The sequence below is a fragment of the Campylobacter canis genome, assembly GCF_045504005.1.
In the GTDB taxonomy this organism is placed as follows: Bacteria; Campylobacterota; Campylobacteria; order Campylobacterales; family Campylobacteraceae; genus Campylobacter_A; species Campylobacter_A canis.
In genome coordinates this window covers 56,469-82,801 of sequence record NZ_JBJJXH010000008.1, presented here as the reverse complement: position 1 = coordinate 82,801, position 26,333 = coordinate 56,469, and the positions used below count along the sequence as shown (strand labels likewise).

The following is a 26,333-nucleotide window of genomic DNA, read 5'->3' as shown; positions in this document are numbered from 1 at the left end:
CAAATTTACTTATCCGATTTAATATAAGCAAAAATATACTCAAACCCCGAATATAACGTCAATCCAACCGCTATCCAGAGCAGTAAATTTGCAAACGGCCACTGCATTATCAAAAATCCTATGGCTATCATTTGAAATACTGTTTTTACTTTTCCCGCCATTGAAGCTGCCAAATTTAGCCCTTCAGCCGCGATAACCACGCGAAAGCCCGTTATGAAAAATTCACGAATCAAGATAAGATATATCGCCCAAGGACTTGCTCTATCCATCATCATGAGCCCCAAAAATGCAGCCAGCGTTAGCATCTTATCGGCCAAGGGATCAATGATGGCGCCAAGCTTGGTCTTTTGATCCCACGCTCTTGCGATATAGCCGTCAAAAAAATCGGTTACACTAGCGATAACAAAAATAAGTCCCGCAAAATAATTTATCCAGCTGATATGCACATCTTCAAAATGCGTGTTTGCATTTACGAGGATATAAAACATCGCAGGCGCTAGTAAAATGCGTAAAAACGCAAGTAAATTCGGTAAATTCAAGCTCATTTAAATGTCGTTCCGCCGTCTATTATAAATGTATGCCCGGTTATCCAACTAGCCTTGCTTGAGCAAAGAAATAAGCATGCTCCGGCCAGGTCTGTCGGCTGACCCATACGATTTAGCGGGCTAAGCTTAGCCGTCATATCGCGCACTTCTTCGTAGTTGGTAAAAGCTCTTAGCGCGTCCGTTTCGATAGGTCCACCGCTAACCACATTTACTCGGATATTTTTTTCTCCAAGTTCGGTTGCGGCATATCTTGCCATGGCTTCAACGGCCGCTTTTGAAGCTCCGTGCCCTGCATAGTTTTCGATATAGACTAAATTTCCCGTCGAGCTAAGAGATATTATGCTTCCGCCACCCGTTTTCTCCATCCTTTTTGCAGCCTCTTGAGCGCCTACCACGAAGGCATTTACGGTGGCTGTAAATATATTATTTATCCCTCTTGGGCGAAGCTTCATAAATTTCGTGTATCCGCCCGCAACCGCGCGCCCTGAAATGATAGCGTTTGATATAAAAAAATCAATACGATCAAAGTCATTATCAATCTGCTCAAAGAGATCTTTGTAAGTTTCTGGCTCAAGTATGTTTAGTCCGTAAGCTCTTGCCTTTATGCCGAAATTTTCTTCAAGCTCTTTAGCTTGCGTGTTTGCAAGCTCTTCGTTTGAGTTGTAAGTAAAAGCGATATTTGCACCGACTTTAGCAAATTCTTCTACGATCGCGCGTCCTATACCTCTTGTGCCTCCGCTTATAACTAGCGTTTTTCCTCTAAATTCATCTGCAAATTTATCCACTATCAAAATCCTTTTATCTCGTATTGTTTCATAGTCTCTTCTATGTTTTTTAAATTTTCGCTACTTGGCGCACAAAGCGGCAAGCGATATTCAAGCGTTTCAAGAAGTCCCGCGATATACATAGCCGCTTTTATAGGGATCGGATTGCTCTCGCAAAATAGCATTTTATTGATATTGTAAAGCTTATCGTTTATCGCTTTTGCCTTGATATACTCCTCATCAAGCGCTAAGTGCGTAAGCTCTGAAATTTTATCAGGAAGCAAATTTGAAGTTACCGATATCACGCCTTTACCGCCGTTTGAAAGGATAGGGTAGTTTATCGCATCTTCACCGCTTATGACGACCAAATTTGGCTCATGGGCAAGCAGATCTACGCACCTATCGATACTTCCGCTAGCCTCTTTTACTCCAAATATATTCTTACAGTCATTAAAGAGCCTAAAGATGGTGCATGGCAGGATATCAACTCCCACTCGACCCGGCACGTTATATAAAAGCACGGGAATTTCAACGCTGTTTGCTATGGTTTTGTAGTGCTGATAAAGCCCTTCTTGAGTAGGCTTGTTATAGTATGGCGCAACCGAAAGGATGCCGCCCGCTCCGTGTGATTGAGCAAATTGCGCAAGCCCTACCGCTTCGTGGGTCGCGTTACTGCCGGCACCCGCAAGAACCTTTACTCCCGTATCTTTACAAGCGCTAACGGCTATCTCGATACAAATTCTATGCTCGTCATGAGTTAGCGTAGCGCTCTCTCCGGTCGTTCCCACAGGCACCACGGCGTCTATGCCGTTTTTTATCTGGCGTTTTATGAGCTTTTCGTAAGCCTGCTCGTCTAATTTACCGTTTTTAAAAGGCGTGATAAGCGCCGTCATAGCGCCTTGTATGACTCTTTTATTCACTTTGTATCCTTTCTTAAGATTACCGTTGTGGAGGTCTTATCGGTGAAATATCTTTTGCAAATTTCATTTATATCTTTAGCTTTTAAATTTTCTATCTTACTCTCAAGTTCAAAAAGAGGCTTGATGTCTCCGCGAGCTAGGAAGCTTCCGTATAAATTCGCCACTCTTGAAGCACTATCAAACGAATATACAAAATCAGACTTTATGCTATTTTTTATCTTAGTTATCTCGTCTTTATCAACTTTACCCGTCTTAACGCCCTCTAAAATCGCCTTTATCTCTTGCTCTAAGACTTCGGCTTTGACGTCAGGATTGCAAACGGCCATGATGATAAACAAGCTCTCATCTATATTGTCCATATTGTAAGCGTAAATTTGATTTGCAAGGCATTTTTCATCGACTAAAATTCTATGCAAAAGCGAGCTTTTTCCGCTACTTAGATACTCGCTTAGCGCATTTAGACCTACTTGATCCTCATGAGTAAAAGAAGGCACTTTAAACGCGATAGCAAGCATTTCAACCTCGCTATCTTTATAAATTTCAACCCTTCTTGCACCGTTTTGCTCGGGCTCTATGCAATGCAGTTTTGGTATCTCGCGTGAGTTTTTAATGTCCTCAAAGTGCTTTTTACTAAGCTCAAAGGCTGATTTTTTATCTATATCGCCGCTTATTAGAAGTATCGCGTTTTTAGGTTGATAGTAAGTCGCATGAAATTCTCTTATATCCTCAATGCTCCAGTTTTTAATATCCTCGATAAACCCTATCGGCGTCCAGTGGTATGGATGATAGATAAATGCGCTATTAAAAAGCGTAAAATACAAAAACCCGATAGGCGAGTTATCAGTTCTCCATCTGCGCTCTTCAAGAACAACGTCGCGCTCAGGCTGAAATTCTTTGTCTTTTAGGCTCAAATTTGACATGATATCCGCATACAGCTCAAGCGATTTATCTAAATTTTGCTTTGAGCATTTTACAAAATAGTGCGTATAATCAAATCCCGTGCTTGCGTTATTCATACCGCCAAAGCCCTTTACTATCTCGTCAAATTCGCCCGCTTTTAGATTTTTGGTAGATTTGAAATTCAGGTGCTCAAGCATATGCGCGATGCCGCTTTTGCCCATTACTTCATTTCTGGAGCCAACCTTATAAAAAAGATCCACACTTATCACGCCCGAGCCTTTGTTTAGGGGGATATGATAGATCTCAAAGCCGTTTTTTAACTTAGTTTTTGAATATTTTAAAAGCATTTTTTACCTTAAATTTTTATTTATTTTCTTACATCTACTCCGACAGCTTCGCTTATATGGGCAAATCCATCAGCTTCAAGCAGTCTTAAAATTTCTGAATTTATCATCTGACAGACAAAAGGTCCTTTGAATATAAAAGCCGTATAAATTTGAACCAAATTTGCACCCATTTTTATGCGTCTATACGCCTCTGCACCGCTATCTATGCCACCGCTTGCTATGAGTATGGTCTTGCCAAACAGCTCATCTGCAACAGCCTTAAAAAGCATTGCCGATTTTTCGGTTATAACTTTGCCACTAAGCCCTCCAAAATTTTGCAGATTAGGCGAATTTGAAAGCGAATAATCAACGCTCGTGTTATTTACTATAAGCGCATCCGCTCCGCTAATAACTGCACAGGAGCAAATTTCTACAGCTTTTTCATAACTCATATCAGGAGCTATTTTAAAGATAATCGGCTTAGAAGTAAGCGGACGGATACTAGAAAACAGCTCTTTTATAAAATCTTCTTCTTGTAAAGCACGCAAATTTGGAGTATTTGGCGAAGAGACGTTTATAACGAAAGCGTCGCAAATTTCATTAAATTCCCGCACTAAATTTTCATAGTCATCTATAGCTTTTTCATTTGGAGTAATTTTGTTTTTGCCGATATTTGCAAAAAGAGGGATAACAAAAGGATATAGTTTTTTTACTCTTTTTGATACGCTTTTTGCGCCTTCGTTATTAAATCCCATCGCGTTTTGGATGCTTTCTTCTTCCACAAGTCTAAAAAGCCTTGGCTTATCATTGCCTTTTTGAGCTTTTGGCGTAACGGTGCCAAATTCGATATGCCCAAATCCAAGCGCGGTTAAAGGCTTTATCATTACTGCGTTTTTATCAAACCCGCCTGCGATTCCTACCGGATTATTAAAAACTATGTTAAATAAATTTTGCTGAAGCCTTGCGTCATTTACTACGCACTTATTTGCAAGGAAGCTAAGAGAGCCAGGAAATACCGATGAAAGCGAAGTTAGTCCAAACTCTGCGATCTTGTGTGCAGTTTCCGGCTGGAATTTAAAAAAAATAGATTTTAGGGTATTATAATCCAAAATTTATCCTTCAATTTTCGCGAATTTTAGCAAATTTGAACTTAAATTAGCGATTTTCCTTTTAGTTTTTGATATATCTCGCAGCTATCGCTAAGCTCTTTATCGCTACCAAATCCAACTACCGTTCCGTCGCTTACAACGGCGATTTTATCGGCATTTTCAACAGTGCTTAAGCGGTGAGCTATGACAAAAATGATCTTTTCGTGCTGTAAATTTGCGATCGCATTTGAAATTTGTCTCTCGCTTTCGTTATCAAGAGCCGATGTCGCCTCGTCAAATATCAAAATTTGAGGGTTTTTATAAAGCGCTCTTGCGATTGCTATTCTTTGGCGTTGTCCGCCTGAAAGATTAGTGCCAAATTCGTTTAAGACGGTGTTGATACCATGCTCAAGCGAAACAACAAATTCATAAGCGTTTGCCATTTTAAGCGCTTCTTTTACCGCCTCTTCGTCGAATTCTCGCCCGTAAGCTACGTTTTTAGCTATCGTATCGTTAAATATATAAACGCGCTGGCTAACAAGTCCCACGTTATCTCTAAGTGAAGCTAGATCAAATTCGCGTATATCGGTACCGTTTATTAAAATTTGCCCGCTTTGAGTGTCGTAAAATCGCATGAGTAAATTTACGATAGAGCTTTTGCCTCCACCGCTTGAGCCGACAAGCGCTATCATTTGAGACTTTAAGGCGCTTAAATTTATGCCTTTTAAGACCTCTTTATCGTCGTATTTTAGCCTGACATCTTGAAATTCTATAGACTCTATCACGCTTGGAATTTGCTTTGTGCCGCTTGTTATCATAGGCTTTTTATCAAGCAGTTCAAATGTCCTCTCGGCTGCCGCAACTGCGTCTTGAATTCTATTATAAAGACTTGAAATTCGCTTTACCGGCGTATAGAGCATAAAAAGAGCGGTTAAAAACGAAAAGAAGCTTCCCATGGTAATCTGTCCGTCGATAACCTCCTTGCCGCCAATGATGACAACGGCTGCGACCCCGATACTGCCGATAACCTCCATGATAGGGCTTACTGATTCGTCTATCTTTACGCTTTTTAAATTCAGTTTGAAAAATTTATTATTCTCTTCGACAAATCTTGTATGCTCATAATCTTGCGCGTTGTTTGCTTTGATTATCTCGATATTTGTAAAAATTTCACTAAGGCGCGAGCTGATATCAGATGTCTTTTCTTGAGCCGCTTTTGAAAGCTTTTTCATCCTTTTAGCAAGCAAAGATAGCGGATATATCGCAACCGGTAAAACAATAAGAGCAAAAAACGCAAGCTGGGCACTTTGATATATCACCACGCAAAGAAGCCCAAGTATCGTTATGCTTTCTCTTATCATCTCAGGGATCATTGATGAGACAATACTTCTAATGCGCTCTATATCGTTGATATTTCGGCTTATTAACTCGCCTGTTCGAAAGTCGTTAAAGAATTTCATATCCAAATTTAGCAAATTTGCAAGCAACTTCTCGCGAAATCTCCTTACTACATCCTGCCCGATAAAAGCGGTAAAATAAGCTTGTAAAAAAGTCCCAAGCCCTTTTAGGAAGTAAATCACCACTATCGCGTAAGGAAGCAGATATAAAAGCTCTTTATTTTTATCGATAAAAATTTTATTTAATACAGGCTCGATTACCCATGCAGATGCAGCAGTTCCGCCGCTTGCAAGCAGCATTCCAAGAATGGCTAGCGCAAACTGCGGTATATAGTCCTTAAAGTATGGGCTAAAACGCCTTAAGACATCTTTTAGATTCATCTTTAGGCTCATAATTTCTCCCACATCGTGCCGTTAGGAGTATCCATAATAGCTATTTGCATATCCGAAAGCTTGGTTCTAATGGCGTCCGCTTTCGCGTAGTCTTTAGCGGCTTTTGCCTCGTTTCTTTGGGTTATAAGCTCGTTTATAAGCGCTTTTTGCTCATCGCTTACGCCAAATTGAAAATATTCATAAACATCAACTTGCAATATCCCAAACACTCGCGCTATCAGTCTTAAATTCGCTAAAATTTCGCCCTTGTAAGCCTTGTCTTTTGGATTTTGATCAAGACGTTCGTTTGCAATCTTTACAAATTCATCTATCACGGCAAGAGCTTTTGAGGTGTTTAGATCGTCTTCAAGCGCTTCTAAAAGCTCGGATTTAAACTCCAAATTCTCTTCACTTAAATTATCTTCGCCTACGCGCTTTTTAAGGCGGTAAATTTTATCCAGTCGCTTTTTGCTCGCAACTAAATCCTCATCGGAATAATTAAAATGCGCCCTATAGTGCGAACTAAGCAGATAAAACCTAAGCGCTTCGCCTAAATTTTCTTTAAGAGCTGCCTTTACAAAAAAGCTATTTCCAAGGCTCTTGCTCATCTTTTCATCATTTACTTTGATAAATCCGTTATGCATCCAGTATTTAGCAAGCGTTTTTCTCTCGCCGCATCTGCATTGTGCCGCTTCGTTTTCATGATGCGGAAAGAGCAGGTCGATACCTCCTGCGTGTATATCTATCTCGTATTTGCTGCCGCTTGAAAGATGCTTTTTTATCATCGCCACGCACTCGGTGTGCCAGCCCGGACGACCTCTGCCAAACGGACTTTCATACCACGCCTCGTCAAATTTCCAAAGCACGAAGTCTTTTTCATTGCGTTTAAGCTCATTGCTCTCAACTCGGGCTATATTTTCATTTGTTTCGCTCTTGCCGCTTAAGCTTAGATATTCGCTATCTTTTGAGGTATCAAAGTAAATCCCGTCACCGGAAATCTCGTAAGCAAACCCTTCAATAAGCAAATTTCTTATATACTCTATCATCTCTTCAAGTGTTTGCGTAGCCCTTGGCTCGATATCGGCTTCAAGCACGTTAAGGGCTCTCATATCATCTTTATAGCTTTTTATATAACGGCTCGTTATAGCCTCTAAGCTCTCGCCTGTTTCACTCATCTTTTTTAAAATTTTGTCGTCTATATCGGTAAAATTCTTTACAAATCTGACATCATATCCAAGCTCGATAAAAACACGCCTAAGCAGATCAAAGCTAATCGCGCTTTTGGCATGTCCTAAATGCGAATCGTCATAGACCGTAGGCCCGCAGACGTAAATTCTAACTACGCCCTCATCAATCGGCTCAAATTTAACTTTTTCTTTTTTTACGCTATCAAAAATTTGCATCTATAAAATTCCTTAAAAATATTAAAATCATAGCAAAAACGCTCAAGGCAGCGACCATTACGCTTAGTCTTTTAAAGCTGATTATAGCTAAAAATTCCCTTGTGCCAAAAGCTTTGATGTTTAAAGCAAGCAGCACAAAGCCTCCAAGCGAGCTGGCAAGCGCAAGCCCAAAAGCCCCATAAGGACGCATCAAGATCACTGCAAGGATTAAATTTACCCCCAAGCATATCATCGCGATTTTAGAAGCGATTTTTTGCTGAAGTTTTGCATAAAGCCAAAGCGAAAAGAGCTTACTTAAACCAAAAGGCAAAAGTCCTATCATATAAGCTTGCAAAACTCTAGCTGTCTCATAAGTGCTTGTCGCGTCAAAACTCCCTCTTTCAAAGAGCAGCTTTATGATAGGATAAGCCAAAATAATCCCGCCCAGCATAGCCGCAGCAAGCAATAAAAACAAAAACTCAAAGCTTTTATTCATCCATTTTAAAGCTTCTGCTTCGTTTTTAGCCTTGATTTGCTTTGTTATCTTTGGAAAAAGCGCGGTCGAAAGCGCTATAGCAAATATTGCAAGCGGAAGCTGAAAAATTCTGTTTGCATAAAATAGATAGCTTATACTTCCTGCCGCTAAAAAGCTAGCCAGCCAAGTATCCATAAACGAGCTTATCTGCATAGCCGAAGAGCCTAAAAGCCCGTGATAAAAATTTGTAAAAAATCCTTTGGAATTTGCTCTTTTGCCTTTTATAAATCTTAAAATTCCGCCAAAAAACAGCCTTGACATAGATGTCATATAAAGCGCTATAAGATGGGCTATGACTTGCAAAATTCCACCCGCCACCACGCCAAAACTAAGATAGTAAGCTACTATCTTAGGCTCTTTGCCTTGTGATAAAAAAAGTGAAGCAATCATGGCTAAATTTAAAAGCGCTGTCGAAAATGCCGTGGTAACGAAGTGCTGGCGATACTGAAGCAAGGATGCTAAAAATGTAACTATATAAATAAGCGCCAGATAGTAAAAATTTATCTTTACCAAAGGCACTGCGTTAACAATGTCCTCATTGCTAAGTCCCGTTGCGATTATTTTAGTAAATTGAGGAGCGAAGATATTTACAAGCAAAGTTAAAATCGCAATAAAAAATAGAAATTTGAAAAAAATTTCAGCCGCGAAAATTCCTTTTTTTTGCGCTTTCGTAAAATTTGGCAAAAAAGCTTGCGAAAACGCTCCTTCACCAAATACTCGGCGAAGCAGATTGGGTATTTTAAAGGCTATAAAAAATATATCGCTATAAATTCCCGCACCCAAAGTCGAAGCCGTAAGCAGATCTCTAAAAAGTCCAAGAACCCTTGAAGTAAGTATGCCTACGCTGTTTGAAAAAAAACCTTTAATAAACATAAATTTCCATATATAAATTTAAGATACGAAATGATACGCAAATTTAGTTTTAAAAGACGTAAAACCGAGCCATAACTTTGTTTTAATCAAATTTTAGAGATAATAGGCAAATTTATGTGATTTATGAGAGAAATTTAAAGTGGAAAACAGTCAAAATAATCAACCGACTTATCTTGATCCGATAATAATGCAAACGCCAAATCCATATGGAGAAATCCCGAATTTAGTAAGTAATTTTAACGTAGAAGCTAAATTTATAGATTTTAATATCATAACTTTTTTTACCGAGTATAAATTGCTCGGAGATAGCGAGATAAAGTCCGTTGAAGAGGATAAGCTTAGTATCTTTGACGATGATAAATTTTACGTAAATCAAGTTGAAAGTGTCAAACAAACTTATAAGGTGGAGTTTTTTGACATTAGAAAAAACAAGCCAAAACCGCTTCCAAATATCGCTTTAAACGTAAATAAAAATTTGACCAAGATAGTAGCTACCGTTTCAAGAAGCAACGATGTGGTGTATTTTAAAGATTTTGAAGCCAAGATGCGGGAATTTATATACAAAAAGCTCATTAAGGTAGGAATTTTAATCGGTATCAGAAATAAAGCCATGCAAGCCGAGCTTAGTAAAATCTCATCCATGCTTCGTATAAACGAGATCATAGACAAAGACTACACATTTGTGGTAACTTCGGGTATTGATCCTATAGAGGCTATTGATGACGGGCTTATTTATCACTATAAAAACAAGATTCAAGGAGCGGATAATCAAGGCAAGATAAACTACGCCAACAGAGGATATTTGCTAGGAGTTGCCGAAAATGAGCTTGTAGCCGAATACGTAAAATCAGCCGTTGGTGAATCGGGTCGTGACGTAAGAGGAAATCTTTTATCCGTGGCTCAGCCTAGAACAAGCGTTTCAAAAATGCTTGAACATAGCGAAAATATAGAAGCTGTAGAGGATGAAAAGGGTATTAAGTACTACTCTAAAAAAGCAGGCTACGTATGCGAAGAAAAAGGTGTTTTTGATATCAAAGAGCAACTTGACGTAAATGAAATTTCGTTTAAAACCACAGGCTCAATAGATACAGGGCTTGATAATAACGTAACTTTAAACGTGAAAGAAAGCGACGTTACAAAAGATGCCATAGGTGCAGGAATGAAAGTTGAGGCAAACGAGATAAACGTCCAAGGTAACGTAGCTCAAAACGCAACTGTAAAAGCAAATAAAATAACCATAGGCGGACAAACCCACGCCAAATCGTATATAGAAGCAAAAGAGGCTAAAATAGCCGTGCATATAGGAAGCTTTGACGGAGATCATGTCGAGATAGATCGCTTGGAAAACGGCAAAGTTAAGGCAAAAACGGCGGTAATAAAATCAATGCTTGGAGGCGAAGTTATCGCCGAACGACTAGAGGTTGGCGTCTTAGCGTCAAATTCAACCATCATAGTTGCCGATATGCTTGAGATAAAGCAGCTTCGCGGAGTAAATAATAAAATTTTAGTCGATTTTAGCATGGTGAAAAATAGCGGCGACAAGATAAATGAATACATGGCTCAAATAAAAGAGATAAAAGAGCAGATAGCAAAGACTCCAAAGCAACTTGAGTCCAAAAAATGCGTCATCGAAGAAAATAGAGGACCGATGAATATCATCAAAGAAAAGATGCAGGAATTTAGAGTGAGTCAAAAAACACCGCCCGTAACATTCATAAAAAAGCTTAAAGAGTACCAGCAGCTTGTGCACGAGTACAACACTATCTTAAAAGATTTTCAAGAAAAAAGAGCGCGTATAGCCGAGTTAAAAGAGGAGATAAAGGATATCCAAGACGGAATTTTTAGCTCAAAAGTGATAAATCACAGCAACTGGCGAGAGTTCAACGAGATAAAATTTAAGCTTGTCGATCCGCCAAAAGAGATAGTTTATAACACGAGAGAAAACGAGATCGCAAGGGTTTTGATGATCAAAAAGATCGAAAACGAAGACGGCGAAGTTGATTATGCGATCAAAAAAAGCAACAACGTAAGAAAAGTTTAGAGGGCTAAATTGTTCAAGGCGTCAAACGACAAATTTTATAGCTATGATCTGCAAAAAGGGATCTTAGTTATAAATTTAAAAAACGAGTGGAATTTCAAACTTAAAAGAGCCGTTTTAAACTCTATTTCATCGCTTATATCCTCGCGAAAATACAAAAAATTGGTGCTTGATTTTAAAGAGGTAAAAGAGCTTGATTATGCGGTTGCGATATTTTTAAGAAATTGCCTTACAAAAAGTCAAAAACAATACGAATTTATAAATTTAAACGAAAGTCAGCAGAGAATTTTTAACTCCATAAATAAAGAGATAAGCCCTGATATAAAAGCGATTTTGCAAACTAAAGAAGATGAAAACATATTTGCCGTTATAGGCGAAAAGATAGCTAAATTTTACTCTGATTCTATGATGTTTTTAGCCTTTTTGGGAGAGCTTTTGATAAAGCTTTTAAGATCGGTATTTGTACCAAAAAGCATTAGGATCAAAGAAATTTTTACGTATTTTCAGGACGCGGGCATAAATTCCGTTTTTATAGTTTGCTTAACCTCTTTTCTAGTCGGTATCGTGCTTGCCTATCAAGGCTCAAATTTGCTAGAAAAATTCGGAGCAAGTATAATCATAGTCGAGATGATGGGTATGCTCACACTTAGAGAAGTAGCTCCGCTAATAGCCGCTATCGTCGTTGCAGGAAGGCTTGCTTCAAGCTTTACCGCGCAAATTGGCGTTATGAAGATAACCGAAGAGGTTGATGCTATGAAGACGATGGGGTTTGATCCGTTTAAATTTCTAGTGCTTCCTAGGGTTGTAGCTCTTATAATCGCTATGCCTTTGGTTGTATTTTTAGCAGATGCGGCAGGGATTTTTGGTGAAATGGTCGTGCTAAATTCCTACCTTGATATAAGTTTTGGCGATTATTTGAGTAGATTTCATCAAGAAGTTGAGCTTAGACATCTTTACGTGGGGCTTATCAAGGCACCGTTTTTTGGAGCGGCTATTGCTTTTATAGGCTGCATGAGAGGATTTCAGATAAGCGGCAGCACCCAAAGTGTCGGAATTTATACCACTATAAGCGTTGTAAATGCTATATTTGGCGTAATCATGCTTGATGCGCTATTTTCAATCATCTTTACACAAGTTGACATATGAGTATCATAAAAGCGACTCAAATAACCACGAAATTTGGCAACAAAGTTATACATGACGGAGTAAATTTTCATGTAGATGAGGCTGAAATTTACGGACTTCTAGGCGGAAGCGGAACCGGCAAATCAACCCTGATGAAAACAATGATATATCTAAAAGAGCCAAGCGGCGGGTATATAAAGATGCTTGGCGAGGATTTATGGGCTGCAAATGAGGATAAAAGGCAAGAGATAAGGCTAAAATGCGGAGTTATGTTTCAATTTGGAGCGCTTTATACATCGATGAACGTGCTTGAAAATATCTACATACTCCTAAAAGAGTATAGCAATATGAGCGAAAAATCGATGAAAGAGATAGCGATGTTTTGGCTTGAAAAGGTAGGTCTAAGTCCAAGTGCGGCACTTCAGTATCCAAGCGAGCTAAGCGGCGGCATGAAAAAGCGTGTGGCGATGGCAAGATCGCTCGTCCTAAGTCCAAAAATTCTCTTTTTAGACGAGCCAAACAGCGGGCTTGATCCAATTAGTGCCAGAGCGCTTGACGAGCTGGTTGTGGAGCTAAGAGATACGCTTGGACTAACCGTAGTAATGGTAACTCACGACATAGACAGCATATGCGATATACTTGATAGATTTTTGATACTTGAAGATAAAAAAGTGCTTTTTGAAGGAAATTTGACCGAGCTTGACGAACTTAAAAACAACCCTCTTGAAGAGCTGTTTAAGACAAGGAAACGATAATGGGAAATAGGGTGAATTATACGCTAGTGGGGCTATTTTTCGTAGCGGTAGTAACGTCCATAGGCGGATTTATGTGGTGGATGGGAAGCTATGGGGAGTCAAAAGACGCTTATAGGTCTTATTATATCCTTACGACCGATCTTCCAAACGGGATCAAAAAAGACTCGCAAGTAAAATTTATAGGCGTTGATGCGGGAATAGTAAAAAATATCAAATTTGCAGATCCAAAAGAGGCGATGATAGAGGTTGAGTTGCTAGTGAGAAAGGAGCTGCCGATCAAAAAGGATAGCACCGCCATAGCGGAGAGTCAAGGGATTACTGGTATAAGCTACTTAAATATCCAAAGAGGCTCGCATCAAAGCGAAATTTTTAGCGAAAATGAAAAAGCCTATATCAAGCTTGAGGCAAGTCTGCTTGAAAAAATAGGCGGAAAAGCAAATGATTTAACCCAGCGTATTGAAGACACTCTTTCAAAAGTAAATAGAGTTCTAAACGAAGAAAATATCGACAAAGTAAGCTCTATCCTAAATTCGATCGATAGTATCACAAAAGAGATTGATGAGCAAAATATCGATATAAACGAAACCATAAAGCTTGCAAATGAAGCTATTTTGGACTTTAAGCGTCTTATAAAGGCTTCTAGCAAGACGGTTGAAGCGATAAATTTCATCCCCGATAAGATAGGTAGCGGGGTAGGGGAATTTAAAAATCTTCAAGTACTCATACAAGACAGGATAAAAAACGGTGAATTTGATTTTAAAACAACTTTAAATTCACTCTCAAGCGAGGTTAGCGAAACGATGATAGAGTTTCAAAAAGCCTTAAAAGAATTTAGGCAGACGCTTTTTAGACTAGAAGATAGACCTTATGAATTTTTCTTCAAGGACCCAAAAGAAGATAAGGATAAAAGATGAGAAATTTAATCTTAGCCGCCGTTTTGGCTCTAGGCTTTAGCGGGTGTGGAATCATAGCAAAAAGCGCGCCCGAGATAAGATATTTCACCCTTGCAAAAGGGGATTTTAAAATTTGTAAAGAGCAGGCGGATAAAAAGCAAATTTATATCGCTACTGTAAAATCCCAAGCCTCATCTGAAAGTAGAGATATCCTCGTAAGCGGCAATGATGGAGCAATTTATCCTCTTAAAAGTGCCAAATGGATAAGTCTTCCAAGCGAGATGATTTATGAGAGAATTCTCAACACTATTCACGCCGGTTGCTTTTTGCAACCTAGTTTTGATAAGACGAATTTAAATTTGCAAATTACTCTAATAAGCCTTGAAGCCGGTATCAAAAACGCTAAAATAACGCTTGCTTTTTCGCTTGTAAAAAATGGTCAAATTTTAAAAAGCGAGATAATTTCTGCAAGCAAGCCGATTAATTCAAATTTAGACAAAGATATAGTAAATGGGCTAAATTTGGCTCTTGATGAGGCTGTGGATGAAATTTTAAAAAGGATTAAGGAAGTAAAATGATAAAAGCAATCGAAGGCGTAATAACCAAAAAAGAGCCCGCGTATCTTCTGCTTAAAACCTCAAGCGGCGTTACATACGGTATAGTTATATCGCTTTTTTGCTCGGCAAAGCTTGAAAAAGGCGAAAAAGTAGAACTTAGCATAACTCAAATCATCAGAGAAGATGCGAATTTACTTTACGGATTTTTAGATGTAAGCGAGCAAAGGATGTTTGAGATGCTTATCAAACTAAACGGCATAGGCGCAAGCACGGCTATGGCAGTGTGCTCGAGTTTAAATCCAAACGCTTTTACAAACGCTATCTTAAACGGCGATGCGGACGCTCTTAAATCGGTTCCTGGCATAGGCGTAAAGACCGCAAGGCGTATAATAGCCGAGTTAAGCGATGCTAAACTCGTAAGCGATGATGCTATGCCAAGCCATCATCATGAGGCGATTTTAGCACTTGAGAGTCTTGGATTCAAGCGAGATAAGATATCTAAGGTGCTCTCAACCTGTACGGCAACAAACGTAAGCGAGCTTATCAAAGAAGCTCTTAAAAAACTAGGATAAAGGATAGGTATGAAATTTGGAATTTTATTTGGAGCCAAAAGCTACGAACACGAGATCAGCATAGTAAGCGCAATAGCTTTAAAAAACGTGCTTAAAAGCGAACTTGTATTTGTATTTTGCGATAAATTTAGAGAATTTTACCTAATCGAAGCAAAAGATATGAAGGCGAATTTCTTTAGCTCTGGAAACTATAAAAAAAGCAAAAAGTTGCTTCTTAAAAACGGCGGATTTTTTATAGGCGGGATGTTTGGCGAGAAAAAAATAGATGCCGATGTCTATATAAATTTAATCCACGGAATGGACGGCGAAGACGGCAAAATAGCCGCTTTGCTAGATTTTTTCGGTATCAGATATATCGGTCCTCGTCTTGAAGCAAGCGCAATGAGCTACAACAAAGAATTAACCAAACTTCTAGCAGCAAAAGCGGGTGTAAAATCGCTAAAATACGACGTATTACGAAGAGAGGATATGATAAATTTATCGCTTCCTACGATACTAAAGCCTTGTAGGCTGGGCAGCTCTATCGGAGTAAGCGTGGTAAAAGATGAAAGCGAGCTTGAATACGCTTTAGACGTGGCATTTGAATTTGATAGTGAAATTTTAGCCGAACCCTTTATAGAAGGCGTAAAGGAGTATAACTTAGCAGGCTGCAAGATAGACGGCAAGATAAAATTTTCAATCATCGAAGAGCCAAAAAAGAAAGAATTCCTTGACTACGAGCAAAAGTATATGAGCTTTTCAAGCGAAAGTAGGGCAAAAGAGGCTGATATAAGCGAAGAGTTAAAAGCCAAACTCAAAGGTAGTTTTGAGAAAATTTATAACTGCGGGTTTGACGGCGCGCTTATAAGGTGTGATTTTTTTGTGATAGATGATGAAGTCTATCTAAACGAGATCAATCCAAATCCTGGAAGCCTTGCGAACTATCTGTTTGACGACTTTGAAGCAACGATAAATGCACTTGCTAAAAACCTTCCTAGAGAGCGGGATATAAGGATAGATTATCAATTTATCAACTCAATCACCTCCGCAAAAGGCAAACTATAAAACACAAATAAAATATCATCGGGCTATTAAATCGCTAAATTTAGTAGCCTGATTTAGCCGAATTTAAAGGCTTATGTGTTATATTTTATGTAAAATTTTACATAAAAGAGCAAAAATGACTACATTTAGCAAAGATGAAATTTATACCGCAACCGAAGTCGTTAGAAATTTTAGCGCCGTACTTACTAAAGTAGGCTCGGCTCAGATAAAGCGAGCCGTGATCGTAAAAAATAATAAATTTGAAGCGGTCTTACTTAATATGGCGGAATATGAGCGATTATGCGAGGCCGTGGAGGTTTTACAAGCTATTTACTCATCAAGAAAAAAGGGTGAAAATGGCGAGTAAGGATATCAAATTCGGCGGCAAAATTTACACCATAAGCTATGAAATTTTAAATTTATCATCTAGCCCCGCCATAGTATTTTTACACGGCTGGGGAGCGAATAAAGAGATAATGAAAAAGGCTTTCGGTAAATTTTTAAACGATTTTAAACACGTTTATATCGATATGCCTGGCTTTGGCGCGTCAAACATGCACGAAGATCTTTATACGAAAGATTATGCCGAGATTATGAGGCTGTTTTTGAAAGAGATAAATATCACTCCAACTCTTATCGTCGGACACTCGTTTGGCGGAAAGGTTGCGACTTTGCTTAAGCCTGCAAATTTAGCTCTTTTAAGCAGTGCGGGCATAGTTACCAAAAAGCCGTTTTTCGTAAGGTTTAAAATAGCCATTTTTAAAATTTTAAAAGCTCTTGGATTTGGCTTTTTGTATAAATTTTTTGCCACAAAAGACGTAAAAGGCATGAGCAAGCAGATGTATGAAACACTTAAAAACGTAGTTAATGAGGATTTTACAAATAAATTTAAAGAATACAAGGGCAGGGCGCTTATATTTTGGGGGGAAGACGATAGTGCAACTCCGCTAAAAAGCGGCGAGAGGATACATGGCCTCATATCAAACAGCGATTTTCATCCGCTTAAGGGCGATCACTTTTTCTTTTTGCTTCATGCAAGATACATCAGCGGCGTTATTGATTCTGAGCTAAATTTAAATGAGAAAGAGGAGCTAAAATGAGCGAGAATTTAACTCAAATTTTAACAAGCGGCGGATTGATTATTACTCACTCTTTATTTACTCTTGCGATTGGATTTTATCTCATCACCTGCTTGCAGTGGTTTTCGTACAAATTCGAGCGGGTGCTTTTTCACTTCACAAAGCCTGCTTGGCACGTATTTTTTGCGATAGTTCCTATTGTGCTTTACTATACGACAGGCAAGTTTTTTTGGATATATTTTTACTTTGCGATGGTGCCAAGTCTATATCTTTGGCATAAAAGGCTTGATAAGAAGCTAGTTTTTACACCAAGAGTTAAGCGATTTTTCATTATACTTATAATCGCCTTGGTGCTTGAAAATATATTTTGCTACATCTCGGTTAAGTGTCAAAATTTAGGCGTTATACTTCCGCTTGCAATTTCATTTATACTTAGCTTTATGCTTGAGAAGATGAATTTTAAGATGTATGAAAAAGCGGCTTTAAAAAAGCTTGAAAACATGAAAGAGCTTAAAATCGTTCTGATAACGGCAAGTTTTGGCAAGACAAGCATTAAAAATTTTTTGTTTGAAATTTTAAAAGATGACTTTAAGTGCCACAAAACTCCTCGCAGCGTAAATACTCTAGCGGGCTTGATCCAAGACGTAAATTCAAATCTTGCTGGTGATACGCAAATTTATATCGCCGAAGCAGGGGCTAGACTGAAGGGCGATATAGCTGAAATCACCGCGTTTTTACGTCCTCAAATCGTAATCGTAGGCGAAATAGGGGCTCAGCACATAGAGTATTTCAAAACGCTTGAAAATATCCGCACAACCAAGCTTGAAGCGCTTGGATCAAAGCGACTTGAAAAAGCCTTCGTGCATAGCTCAACACTGGCAAAAGAGAGCGAAAAAATAGAAATTTTTGATAAGAATTTAAACGAGATAGAAGCAAATTTACAAGGCGTAAAATTTAGCCTTGACGGGTTTAAATTCAGCTCGCCGTTGCTTGGTAAATTTAACTGCGCAAATTTAGCAGCCTGCATAAAAACCGCTCTTTATCTAGGGCTTAAAGCGGAAAAAACACAAAACCTAATATCCGAGCTTAAAAACGTCGAGCATAGACTGCAACGCATTGATGCCGGAGGTAAAATCATCATAGATGATAGCTTTAATGGAAATTTTAACGGTATGAGCGCATCTTATGAACTTGTTGAAAGCTATGAGGGTCGAAAAGTGCTTATAACACCCGGAATAGTAGAGAGTACCGCGGAAGATAATGAAAAACTAAGCAAGATCCTGAATGAAATTTTTGATGTAGTGATGATATCAAGCTCTTTAAATGCGGCTTCCTTACTAAAATACCTAACAAAACCAAAGATAATCATTATCAAAGACAAGGCTAAAATGCAAGAGATACTTGCTCAAAATACAAGAGCAGGGGATCTAATACTATTTTCAAATGATGCGCCTAGTTTTATGTAGAAATTTGGACTTTGATAAAAACTAATCTGCAAGGCTCTTACTTTAAAATGGGCTTTGTAGATTAAAATTATTGCTATATTTAGAATAATTTAATATTTATACTATTATCAAGTATCAGGGTGGTAAAATTTATGGAGTATACACTCAAAACAAAGTGCAAAGTAAACTACACAATTTGTCTCTAGCCCGTTATTAACATTTATCTTCAACATTTACTCATAGAGATTCCTACAAGTTATCTTTTTGTTGATTGCGCTTTTAGTATATTTTTTCACTATTTATTAGTATCCATCACAAAAGTCTTTTTGCATTAAAATAATAAGCAAAGCCACTATAAAATTCTAAAAGTATCAAAAATATAGCCGATATCAAAAAAGACTACAAAAAAGGTTAAATACAAACTATTTTTACTATTTTATATTGAAAACTATAATTTTCAATCTTTTTTCTATATTTAAAAAGAAGTGTTTTTATTCGATCCAAAAAAGCTGTTTTTAAGTAGTTTTATTGTTTTTACTTTTTGATTTTTTTAAATTTATCCTTAAAACAAAACACACTATTTTATGTAATGTTTTAGGAATTATTTAAGTATTAAAAGATTTTTTTGCAAGCGCAAAACGACTCTGATGTAAAACCATCTTTGCTTGTACAGCAATAAACAAATTTTGCCCATCGGACATCCTGTAAATCTTTTCCCTTGGCTTCAATAATTTAAGTGTAGCATCTGTAAGCGGAGCTTGTATTTTAGGCATATTCAGACCTTTTTTACTGACATAAAATCGTATTATACAAAATGTCAGTAAAACTTTCGCCTCCTCAAGATGTTTTTTATAGTAGTGCTTTATGTAGTGAGTTATGACATTGTCTTTATAAAGAACACCCGCTTCTACTAGAGTGTTTGCGCCGTTATCTATAGCCTGCCTTACCTTTGTGTATAGCCCTCTAAGATGCTCGGGAAGTGTTGCGGCTACATCTTCGCTGCTTAGACTGCTCTGCTTTGTCGCGGCTTCTTGACTGCCGTGCGTATTTAAATACCCCTTCCCGCGAGTCACAGAGATTGCACCCTCGCTCACATCGCCTTGCGATATGTTCGCTTCACTCGTTTTTGCACGAGCGGCAAGCAGTTGCCCCTCTACTCCCTCTAAAAACTCCCCGTCAAGCGCCTTAAACAGAGTCTTTCTATCGCTCACGCTTAGATTTTCGAAATACTCTTTAAACTGCGTCGCCTGAGCATAGATCGCGGATTTTGTTCTTGTATAAGCCTGCAAGAGTTCATCTATCTCTTTACCGAATTTTCTTACGTCAAGGACTTTGACCGCATACGGGATATTCTCGTCTGCCCAATTCGCAAATTTGTCATATCCGTCCTCGACTTTTTCAAAAGTATCCTCCACAAAGTTGTCAAGCTTATTTAAATACTTTAAAAGCCCGCCCTGCTTCTCTTTTAATTCCCTTAAAGGGCATTTACTTTTACTCATTAGCATAGCTCCAATCCATCTTTTATATTTCCGTCCTCATCGAGGTTTTTAGCCTTAAACTCTTCAAATTTAGCTTCTATCTTCACCCCTGGATCTAAAAACTCCATTTGCCTGTTAAGATTTCTGTCAGAATAAAACGTTATAATACTTTCATAAGCGTCGGTTGTAGTAATGCGGGTTGTGGACCCCGCCCCGACGCTCTTTTTCGTTTTATCATATATCGCTACTCTAAATCTTACGCCGTCTTTGTCTTGCCATTCATAAATTTTACCGCTATCTTTATCTGTAAAACCGCTTTTCAAATCAAAGTGAATTTACGCTTAAAATCAAAGTGGGTTAAATTTGCTTGATTTTTACTTTGATTTCTAACGTAAATTTTATCGTTTTAAATGGTGTTTAAAAGCGTATTAAAACAGTTTAAAATTCCTAAATACTCTTTTACTATTTTTATGAGTTAGGGTTCTTAAGCCCTCATCGCTCTATTTCTCCAACCTCTAGTGTATATCTTATAGTTTGGATTTCTTTAAACCGGCAAGGTATCGGTGTTTGATAAAAAATAGTATATCAAAGTATATAAAAATAAAACTACTTTTATATACTGCTCTTGGCACACTTTTGGCACACTTAAAGTTTTACATATCAGCCTATCCTAGGGTTAATATGCAAGACTTTAAAATTCATTTTGGCATAGTTAGGCATTCCTTATCTCAACTTCAAGCTCTCTGTTTAAAGTTATTGCCAAAAACCTCATTAGCATATCAACTGAGCTAAACACTCCCTCGTTAGTTGCGCTTGATCCGACCAATATGCAACCCTCCGTATGCTTTGGATAATTGCCCGCATGAATTAAGATATATCTATCCTTTGGCACAAGCTCATTATAAAGCAAAGGCAAGCGTCTTTTAAATCTAGGGCTATCATGCCAAGCTACACTATAACTTCCCGCAGGTATTCGTTTATCCTTGCCTCTTTGTGTGGTATCATTGCCCGCTGGCTCAAGCGTAAAGCCTTTAAGCAAAATTTCATCGTCTCTTATTAGCTTAAATTCTCCTATCGTTCCGTCTTGTATATCTCTTGTTCTTTGTATAATTAGCTTCATTTCAACTCCTCTTCATTAACTTGCGGGTGTATATCTTTTTTAACGCCTAGTTTGTTTTTTATAAATAGGGCTATGTTTGCTTTTATGATTAGCATCGCATCAGTTCCTATCCAAGCGGCAATACTAGCTATCGCAAAGCTATATTTCTCGCTTCGTGAGTAGTAAAATGTTATATGATAAGAGATATACCCCACATAAACGCTTGATATTGCGCCTATGATAAAGGTAAATAAGATACACGATACGCTATCGCACTTGAGGAATTTATTGTTGTTTATCATTCCCAGGATACCGCCTGTTAATGCAAGCATTGCAAGATATATCGATAGCCCTATCCTGTCAAAAAAATCCATTACATAGCCCCTGATATAAGATAGATAATATAAGGGATTGAGACGATAATTAACTTGATCAAAAATTCTTTTACTGACATATCAGTTTTGCGCCTGCCGTATTTAATTTCTTGTATCATCTTGAAAAGCCTTGATGTCACGAAGGTTTATAGTGCATTTTTCATAAGCCTCATATACATCAAGCAAAAGCACCCCTGCATCGTTTTGGGAAGAGACGCTCCTGTATTCAATTCGGGGTATTTCCAAGAGAATATTAGGCACCTTAATTTTTTCCACTTTTGTTTTGGTCTGCGCCTTTGGCGAGCAAGCCGTTAAGAACATGGCTAACGGCACTATTAAGACCGCTTGACATAGCTTCATCTTTTTCCTTTACTATCTTTTGTTTGGTTTGCTTAATTTGTTGTGAAACTTTCTCTTTTTTCTTTGTGTTTTCCAAAAGCATATCTAGGCTTTGTCGGTAAATTTTGTTAATGCCTATAATCTGCTCATTCATACTCTCGGCATGCTCTAAAAAAGCTCTATTCTCTCTCATTAAAATAGAGTTTCTTTCGACTAGATTTTGATTATCCCTGTATAAAATCGTTAAAGATACAAGGATTATGCCTGCGCTTAGGTATTTTAAATTGCCTAACGTAAATATCTTTGCCAACATATTTTATTTTACCTCCACATACTCGGGCATACTCTTAAGCATTTCCTCTATACTAGGAATGTTTTTTGTTAGAGTATCTTTATATCTTTCAAGTAGGTCATAGCCCCATCTCCAGCATTTAGCTCTCCATATCCCGAAAGCTTCGCCCTCGGCTCTAAACTCGTTTTCATACCCTGCATAAGAGCAAGCCGAAACTATGTCGTCGTAGCCTTTTTCTTGTGCTTTAGTATCCAGCATGCTTTGGACTACCTTTTTAAAGTTCTCTATTAGTTTTGTCTTAGCTTCCGTTTCGGATAGCGGAGGATGAAGTATTTTATCGGTCTCTTTTTCCGTAACCTCTTGCAACCCCTCGGCTAGACCTTGAGCGATTTGCTCATCGTCATAAGCATATATCTCGTTATTATTTTTTTTAAAATATCTCATCTTTTACTCCTTTTATGATAGCTCTGCCCATCTTGTTATCTCAAGCGGTAAATTTGCCGACAGCCTATACGTGGCAGCAGCCGGGACAATAGCCGTTAATGTTGAGACTAGCGGTGTATTATTCATAGGTGTAATGTCGCTAAAAGCCACTATGAGGCTTGAAACCTCAAGAGAAGCCGAAAGTCTATTTCCTTGTGCTTGGGGTTTTATATAAATGGATACTACTATAGGCTTTGAAGACGAGTTTGTATATATTATCCCCGCTTGTCTTTGAGCGGTTAGGTTTTTCCATGTTTGATCTACTCCCAGTATCTTTGCGTCGGTTTGAACCTTTGTATAGCTGTCGGCAGATTTTCTATAACCGCTAGCCGCAAGTCCGTCTAGCTTGTCGCTGTCGGCGGCTGTTGCTGTTTTACCCAAAAAATTCTTATTTACATTCTGTGTTAAGGTTTGAATGCTGCTTTGTATTGACTCTTTGATCTGCTCTACCTTTTCAGAAGAATAAGCTGTATTTGGCGAAACTGTCTGATCGTTTATTTGAGTGCTCTCAAGTAAGCTTTCAATCTGCGCCTTCAGTTCTTTTAAAGATGTAAAGAGTTCGTTGGCTTGTTCATACTTAGTATCAAAATTATTTTTCTTGCTGTCTATATCAGACTTCATTAAAGATATTGCGCTGTTTAGCCCCTCAACCGCCTCTTTAGCATCAAGCGTCTGTGCCGTTTTTTCGCTAACCTCGCTCTTATCCGTAGACACTTGCGAGCTTAGGCTTCTTATCTGCGTATCGAGCGCTAAAATTTCTTTACAAATTTGCGTAAATTCTTTATCTGATATCTTATATCTCTCTTATTTTATTTTTCATGAGTCTGTCAAGCTCTCTTAAGTCCTCCCTATCGGGGTCAATCTTTTTATTTTGATAGTCAAAAAACAGCCTTATAAATTTTTCGCATGAAAGGTCTCTTGTCTTGGGGATGTTTGCCATGTAGTAATCAAGATTTTTTATAAAGACTACGTCCCACTCGTAGTAGTTATCAAGCGCGCTGTTTATTACGTAAGGTTTCATCCACCCCTTAACCCTAAGTGATGCTTCTAAATCATAGCTTCTATCATCGAAATTGTTTAGCTCGTATTTAGTTAAAGCAGACATATATGATCTTTTGTATTTAACCCTCTGCTTCTCGTCAATACTTCTCTTAAAAGCCACACCGCACATCAAAGCTTTAATAAGCATTTTGTCAAGAAAATCAACTTCATCCTCTTCGTTTTCGGGCTCTTTAAATTTCCTCACAAAATATCTATCGTCTATAAAATAATCTCGCTCGATATTTTTTATATCTATCTCTATCTTCTCAAGTGGAGTTATGGCTCTATGTATATCCGCAGCCGCCTCACTCATTAATATTTTAAGCTCATCAAATTCAGGGGCTTTTATATCGCCCCTGGTGTAAATTTGAAGCTGCGTTTTAAACTCTTTTAGCTTCATTTGCTAGCCTTTTTTAGTCGGCTTTTAAATTTTTAAGCCATGCAAAGGCGATAGGCGTGCAAACTCTAAGCGTAAATTCGCTTATAATCTCTTTTTCAATCGCGTCATCACCGGTAGGAAGCTCTCTTACCGCCATCGGACGCCAATTTACTTTAAAGATATCCTCCGATCTATAAGCTATGATCTCGTTATTAGCAAGCTCCGGGGATAAAAGAAGCTTGATTTTTCCGCCGTATTGAGACTCAAAAACTTGAATTTTATCGCTTAGATAATCCACCGTCATGCCCGCTTGCTTGATCTTGTCGATAAGGTCCATCATTCTATCTTGTTGGGTATCGGACATTATCATGAAGTCATACGGGCGATCCTTCATATAACCTATCTTAAGAAGATTTCTAAGAAGTTGCAAACTTAAAGCCGCATTGCCCGCATCCACCGTATTCACGCTAGTTGCAAAGCTTTTTAGTCCTCCGCATTTACCTACCGTAGAGCTTGATTTAGCTCTTTGCACCGCCGCTTGACCGCTTAAAAGTATCTTTTCGATACTCTTTTTGTGTCTTATGGATGCATGCTCGCCCTCGTTTGCTAAAATTGCCTTGCCGTCGATTCTCTTGCTAGGCTGCTCCGAACCCGTTACGCCGTAAGCGTTTTTAACGATTTGATAGTGGTTCTTAAGCGTTCCGCCTATGCTATATTTAGCCGACGATTTGGCTCCGCCTTCGGCATGTGCGTTATCTAGCTCGCCGTCGGGCAACTCGTCATAGTGCCACTGATGGCCAAGCGCCACGTTTGAGCTCCTATCGGCAGGTGCCGCCGTTCCTATGGATGAAAGAAACGGTGTAGCTCTCCATCCTATCTGTTTTATCGTATTTTCCAAGTCTATTCCCGACTTACCGAAAGCCTCTTCGCTGGTTATCAACCCCTCTTTTAATGTCGGCATCTCTTAACTCCTTTTTTATTTTTTTACTTCGCGGACGAGCCAAGCCCGCCCTTGCCGGCGCTTCGTATCGCTTTGCGATATACTCCGCTTACTCACTCCCGCACAAACGGCAAGCAGTTGCCGTTTTCTTCGGCGGTCGCTTCCCCACCTGAAGTCCCTACTTCGCAGGGTAACCCTTGATTTATTCCTTGTCGAGGCAAAGCCTCGCCTACGGGCGGAAGCGATGCTCCCTGCACCCACCTAAAGTCCCCGCAAGCGGGGTTCCCTGCCTACTTCGCGGACGAGTAAAACCCGTCCTTTTTCCTAAAAATATTTTGCATAAAAGGCCTGCTTATCGCTTAAGCTAGCCTCACCTTTGTTTATCTTACCTATCATCTCAGCCTTACCGTTCCCTCCGCTGATTCCTCTTCCTATGTCAAACTCATCGTCAGCCTCTATGGTTTTACCCTTAAAATGAGTTAGATATATATTTTCAAGCCCCACATCGTTAAAATATTTCTGAGCAAAACCCGGCTCTTTTTCATCAAGCTCAAGGATTTTGTCGGTTACCTTTTCCATACTGAAGTCTGGGTATTGCTTTTTAAATTTAGCCTCGAGGCTATTAAGCTCCTCTCTTTGCTGAGATCTTCTAAAACTCTCATACTCCTCTTTGGTTAGCTTCACACCTTGCTCTTCGGGCGTCGTCTCTTTTTTAGCTTCTGCCTCGCTCTGTTTTGGTATGGCTTCCGCCTCTTTTGTCACTTCAGATTCCGCAGCCTCTATGCCGTCTAATTCTTGATCATACACATCAGGCATTTTTACTCCTTACCATCGTCTACTAGGTTTAAAGACCCTTCCTGCGAGCCCTTATCATCATCGCCTTTGCCCTCACTGTCTGCCTTGCTTCCTTTTTTTGATTTAGCCTTGGCAAGCGCCGCTTCAAGCTTTATGATGTTATTTTTAGATTCTGCAAGCTCAGCCTCAAGCCCTGAAATTTTATTCTTAGCTTTTGCAAGCTCCTCTTTTAAATTTTCCTTGCTTTTGCTAGCTTCCTCTATCTCTGCGGCTGCCTCTTCATCTTTTGGCATAGCCTCCCACTCACTCTCGGAAATTATCATTATGGCGGTAGGATTTTGACTCCCGACATCCCTAACCACCACATCACCGATATTCCCACCGCTGATCTGCCCCTCTTCTTCGCCTTTTCGATAAATCGAAAGCCCGTTACTCGCCATAGCCACGATCGTGCCAAGCAACAAAAACATTGCCTTATGTCGCATCTTTCTACTCCTTTTAAAATTTTTATAACTATTTTATGA

The 26,333-nt window shown here is 38.8% G+C and carries 30 protein-coding genes and 2 pseudogenes; 10 read left to right on the top strand and 22 right to left on the bottom strand.

Translation table 11 applies throughout. The annotated features are described in order from the left end of the window. Positions 1-5: 5 nt before the first annotated feature. From pgsA to murJ, 9 genes and pseudogenes are all read right to left on the bottom strand, one after another. A complete protein-coding gene (gene pgsA / locus ACHJH3_RS08815; RefSeq protein ID WP_169940893.1) occupies positions 6-545 on the bottom strand; it encodes a CDP-diacylglycerol--glycerol-3-phosphate 3-phosphatidyltransferase in 540 nt (179 codons plus the stop codon). Continuing rightward, positions 542-1,330: an enoyl-ACP reductase gene (locus ACHJH3_RS08810; protein WP_407064512.1), complete on the bottom strand. Its 789-nt coding sequence runs from the start codon at positions 1,328-1,330 to the stop codon at positions 542-544. The genes pgsA and ACHJH3_RS08810 overlap by 4 nt, the downstream gene beginning before the upstream one ends. Before the next feature lie 2 nt (positions 1,331-1,332). Further along, positions 1,333-2,202 (bottom strand): 4-hydroxy-tetrahydrodipicolinate synthase, encoded by an 870-nt coding sequence (gene dapA, locus ACHJH3_RS08805; RefSeq protein WP_407064527.1) that lies wholly within the window; start codon positions 2,200-2,202, stop codon positions 1,333-1,335. A gap of 23 nt (positions 2,203-2,225) precedes the next feature. Beyond that, on the bottom strand, positions 2,226-3,476 hold the full coding sequence (locus tag ACHJH3_RS08800; RefSeq protein WP_407064511.1) for a M16 family metallopeptidase: 1,251 nt from the start codon (positions 3,474-3,476) through the stop codon (positions 2,226-2,228). A 20-nt stretch (positions 3,477-3,496) separates the two neighbouring features. Next, on the bottom strand, positions 3,497-4,564 hold the full coding sequence (locus ACHJH3_RS08795; RefSeq protein WP_407064510.1) for a quinone-dependent dihydroorotate dehydrogenase: 1,068 nt from the start codon (positions 4,562-4,564) through the stop codon (positions 3,497-3,499). A 247-nt stretch (positions 4,565-4,811) separates the two neighbouring features. Then, positions 4,812-5,235, bottom strand: a pseudogene (locus ACHJH3_RS08790) (ATP-binding cassette domain-containing protein); the annotation flags it as partial. A gap of 273 nt (positions 5,236-5,508) precedes the next feature. After that, a pseudogene (locus ACHJH3_RS08785) lies at positions 5,509-6,240 on the bottom strand (ABC transporter permease); the annotation flags it as partial. An 89-nt stretch (positions 6,241-6,329) separates the two neighbouring features. Continuing rightward, on the bottom strand, positions 6,330-7,715 hold the full coding sequence (gene cysS, locus ACHJH3_RS08780; RefSeq protein WP_407064509.1) for a cysteine--tRNA ligase: 1,386 nt from the start codon (positions 7,713-7,715) through the stop codon (positions 6,330-6,332). After that, complete coding sequence (gene murJ, locus ACHJH3_RS08775) at positions 7,702-9,102, bottom strand: murein biosynthesis integral membrane protein MurJ (protein WP_407064508.1); 1,401 nt, start codon at positions 9,100-9,102, stop codon at positions 7,702-7,704. Before murJ ends, cysS begins: the two co-directional genes overlap by 14 nt. A 139-nt stretch (positions 9,103-9,241) precedes the next feature. Here murJ and ACHJH3_RS08770 point away from each other — a divergent pair, with 139 nt between their 5' ends. The 10 genes from ACHJH3_RS08770 to ACHJH3_RS08725 all read left to right on the top strand — a co-directional run bounded on the left by ACHJH3_RS08770 (position 9,242) and on the right by ACHJH3_RS08725 (position 18,610). Then, a complete protein-coding gene (locus tag ACHJH3_RS08770) occupies positions 9,242-11,143 on the top strand; it encodes a flagellar assembly protein A (RefSeq protein ID WP_407064507.1) in 1,902 nt (633 codons plus the stop codon). A gap of 9 nt (positions 11,144-11,152) precedes the next feature. Continuing rightward, positions 11,153-12,286 (top strand): MlaE family ABC transporter permease, encoded by a 1,134-nt coding sequence (locus tag ACHJH3_RS08765; RefSeq protein WP_407064506.1) that lies wholly within the window; start codon positions 11,153-11,155, stop codon positions 12,284-12,286. Next, positions 12,283-13,020, top strand: coding sequence for an ABC transporter ATP-binding protein (locus ACHJH3_RS08760; protein ID WP_407064505.1), 738 nt, complete (start codon positions 12,283-12,285; stop codon positions 13,018-13,020). The genes ACHJH3_RS08765 and ACHJH3_RS08760 overlap by 4 nt, the downstream gene beginning before the upstream one ends. Continuing rightward, the gene (locus ACHJH3_RS08755) at positions 13,020-13,934 is read left to right on the top strand and encodes an MlaD family protein (RefSeq protein ID WP_407064504.1); all 915 of its coding nucleotides are present in this window, start codon (positions 13,020-13,022) and stop codon (positions 13,932-13,934) included. Before ACHJH3_RS08760 ends, ACHJH3_RS08755 begins: the two co-directional genes overlap by 1 nt. After that, positions 13,931-14,491 carry an ABC-type transport auxiliary lipoprotein family protein gene (locus ACHJH3_RS08750; RefSeq protein ID WP_407064503.1) on the top strand — a complete coding sequence of 187 codons (561 nt, stop codon included), beginning with the start codon at positions 13,931-13,933 and terminating at the stop codon, positions 14,489-14,491. The genes ACHJH3_RS08755 and ACHJH3_RS08750 overlap by 4 nt, the downstream gene beginning before the upstream one ends. Further along, positions 14,488-15,042: a Holliday junction branch migration protein RuvA gene (gene ruvA / locus ACHJH3_RS08745; RefSeq protein ID WP_407064502.1), complete on the top strand. Its 555-nt coding sequence runs from the start codon at positions 14,488-14,490 to the stop codon at positions 15,040-15,042. Before ACHJH3_RS08750 ends, ruvA begins: the two co-directional genes overlap by 4 nt. Positions 15,043-15,051: 9 nt before the next feature. Beyond that, a complete protein-coding gene (locus tag ACHJH3_RS08740) occupies positions 15,052-16,086 on the top strand; it encodes a D-alanine--D-alanine ligase (protein ID WP_407064501.1) in 1,035 nt (344 codons plus the stop codon). A 115-nt stretch (positions 16,087-16,201) separates the two neighbouring features. Continuing rightward, entirely contained in the window at positions 16,202-16,432 is a 231-nt protein-coding gene (locus ACHJH3_RS08735; protein WP_169940864.1) for a type II toxin-antitoxin system Phd/YefM family antitoxin, read from the top strand. Then, positions 16,422-17,165 (top strand): alpha/beta fold hydrolase, encoded by a 744-nt coding sequence (locus tag ACHJH3_RS08730; protein ID WP_407064500.1) that lies wholly within the window; start codon positions 16,422-16,424, stop codon positions 17,163-17,165. Before ACHJH3_RS08735 ends, ACHJH3_RS08730 begins: the two co-directional genes overlap by 11 nt. Next, positions 17,162-18,610 carry a Mur ligase family protein gene (locus ACHJH3_RS08725; RefSeq protein WP_407064499.1) on the top strand — a complete coding sequence of 483 codons (1,449 nt, stop codon included), beginning with the start codon at positions 17,162-17,164 and terminating at the stop codon, positions 18,608-18,610. Before ACHJH3_RS08730 ends, ACHJH3_RS08725 begins: the two co-directional genes overlap by 4 nt. A 584-nt stretch (positions 18,611-19,194) precedes the next feature. On the opposite strand, the gene ACHJH3_RS08720 is transcribed toward ACHJH3_RS08725, so the two are convergent. The 13 genes from ACHJH3_RS08720 to ACHJH3_RS08660 form a co-directional block, all read right to left on the bottom strand. Continuing rightward, positions 19,195-20,088, bottom strand: coding sequence for a hypothetical protein (locus ACHJH3_RS08720; protein WP_407064498.1), 894 nt, complete (start codon positions 20,086-20,088; stop codon positions 19,195-19,197). Further along, positions 20,088-20,390, bottom strand: a complete 303-nt coding sequence (locus ACHJH3_RS08715; protein ID WP_407064497.1) for a hypothetical protein — start codon at positions 20,388-20,390, stop codon at positions 20,088-20,090. The genes ACHJH3_RS08720 and ACHJH3_RS08715 overlap by 1 nt, the downstream gene beginning before the upstream one ends. 389 nt (positions 20,391-20,779) lie before the next feature. Continuing rightward, positions 20,780-21,187 (bottom strand): DUF5675 family protein, encoded by a 408-nt coding sequence (locus ACHJH3_RS08710; protein WP_407064496.1) that lies wholly within the window; start codon positions 21,185-21,187, stop codon positions 20,780-20,782. Beyond that, positions 21,184-21,540 carry a phage holin family protein gene (locus tag ACHJH3_RS08705; protein ID WP_407064495.1) on the bottom strand — a complete coding sequence of 119 codons (357 nt, stop codon included), beginning with the start codon at positions 21,538-21,540 and terminating at the stop codon, positions 21,184-21,186. The genes ACHJH3_RS08710 and ACHJH3_RS08705 overlap by 4 nt, the downstream gene beginning before the upstream one ends. Before the next feature lie 102 nt (positions 21,541-21,642). Next, positions 21,643-21,861 (bottom strand): Rz1-like lysis system protein LysC, encoded by a 219-nt coding sequence (lysC, locus tag ACHJH3_RS08700; RefSeq protein ID WP_455424390.1) that lies wholly within the window; start codon positions 21,859-21,861, stop codon positions 21,643-21,645. Further along, a complete protein-coding gene (locus ACHJH3_RS08695; RefSeq protein WP_407064493.1) occupies positions 21,803-22,192 on the bottom strand; it encodes a hypothetical protein in 390 nt (129 codons plus the stop codon). The genes lysC and ACHJH3_RS08695 overlap by 59 nt, the downstream gene beginning before the upstream one ends. A 3-nt stretch (positions 22,193-22,195) precedes the next feature. Then, positions 22,196-22,615, bottom strand: a complete 420-nt coding sequence (locus ACHJH3_RS08690) for a hypothetical protein (RefSeq protein ID WP_407064492.1) — start codon at positions 22,613-22,615, stop codon at positions 22,196-22,198. Positions 22,616-22,627: 12 nt separating this feature from the next. Beyond that, positions 22,628-23,368 (bottom strand): hypothetical protein, encoded by a 741-nt coding sequence (locus ACHJH3_RS08685; RefSeq protein WP_407064491.1) that lies wholly within the window; start codon positions 23,366-23,368, stop codon positions 22,628-22,630. Between the two features lie 79 nt (positions 23,369-23,447). After that, positions 23,448-24,095 (bottom strand): hypothetical protein, encoded by a 648-nt coding sequence (locus tag ACHJH3_RS08680; protein ID WP_407064490.1) that lies wholly within the window; start codon positions 24,093-24,095, stop codon positions 23,448-23,450. Positions 24,096-24,108: 13 nt separating this feature from the next. Then, positions 24,109-25,035 (bottom strand): SU10 major capsid protein, encoded by a 927-nt coding sequence (locus ACHJH3_RS08675; RefSeq protein ID WP_407064489.1) that lies wholly within the window; start codon positions 25,033-25,035, stop codon positions 24,109-24,111. Between the two features lie 92 nt (positions 25,036-25,127). Beyond that, complete coding sequence (locus ACHJH3_RS08670) at positions 25,128-25,271, bottom strand: hypothetical protein (protein WP_407064488.1); 144 nt, start codon at positions 25,269-25,271, stop codon at positions 25,128-25,130. 67 nt (positions 25,272-25,338) lie between these two features. Next, complete coding sequence (locus ACHJH3_RS08665) at positions 25,339-25,830, bottom strand: hypothetical protein (protein ID WP_407064487.1); 492 nt, start codon at positions 25,828-25,830, stop codon at positions 25,339-25,341. A 2-nt stretch (positions 25,831-25,832) separates the two neighbouring features. Then, positions 25,833-26,294, bottom strand: coding sequence for a hypothetical protein (locus tag ACHJH3_RS08660; RefSeq protein WP_407064486.1), 462 nt, complete (start codon positions 26,292-26,294; stop codon positions 25,833-25,835). Positions 26,295-26,333: the final 39 nt, after the last annotated feature.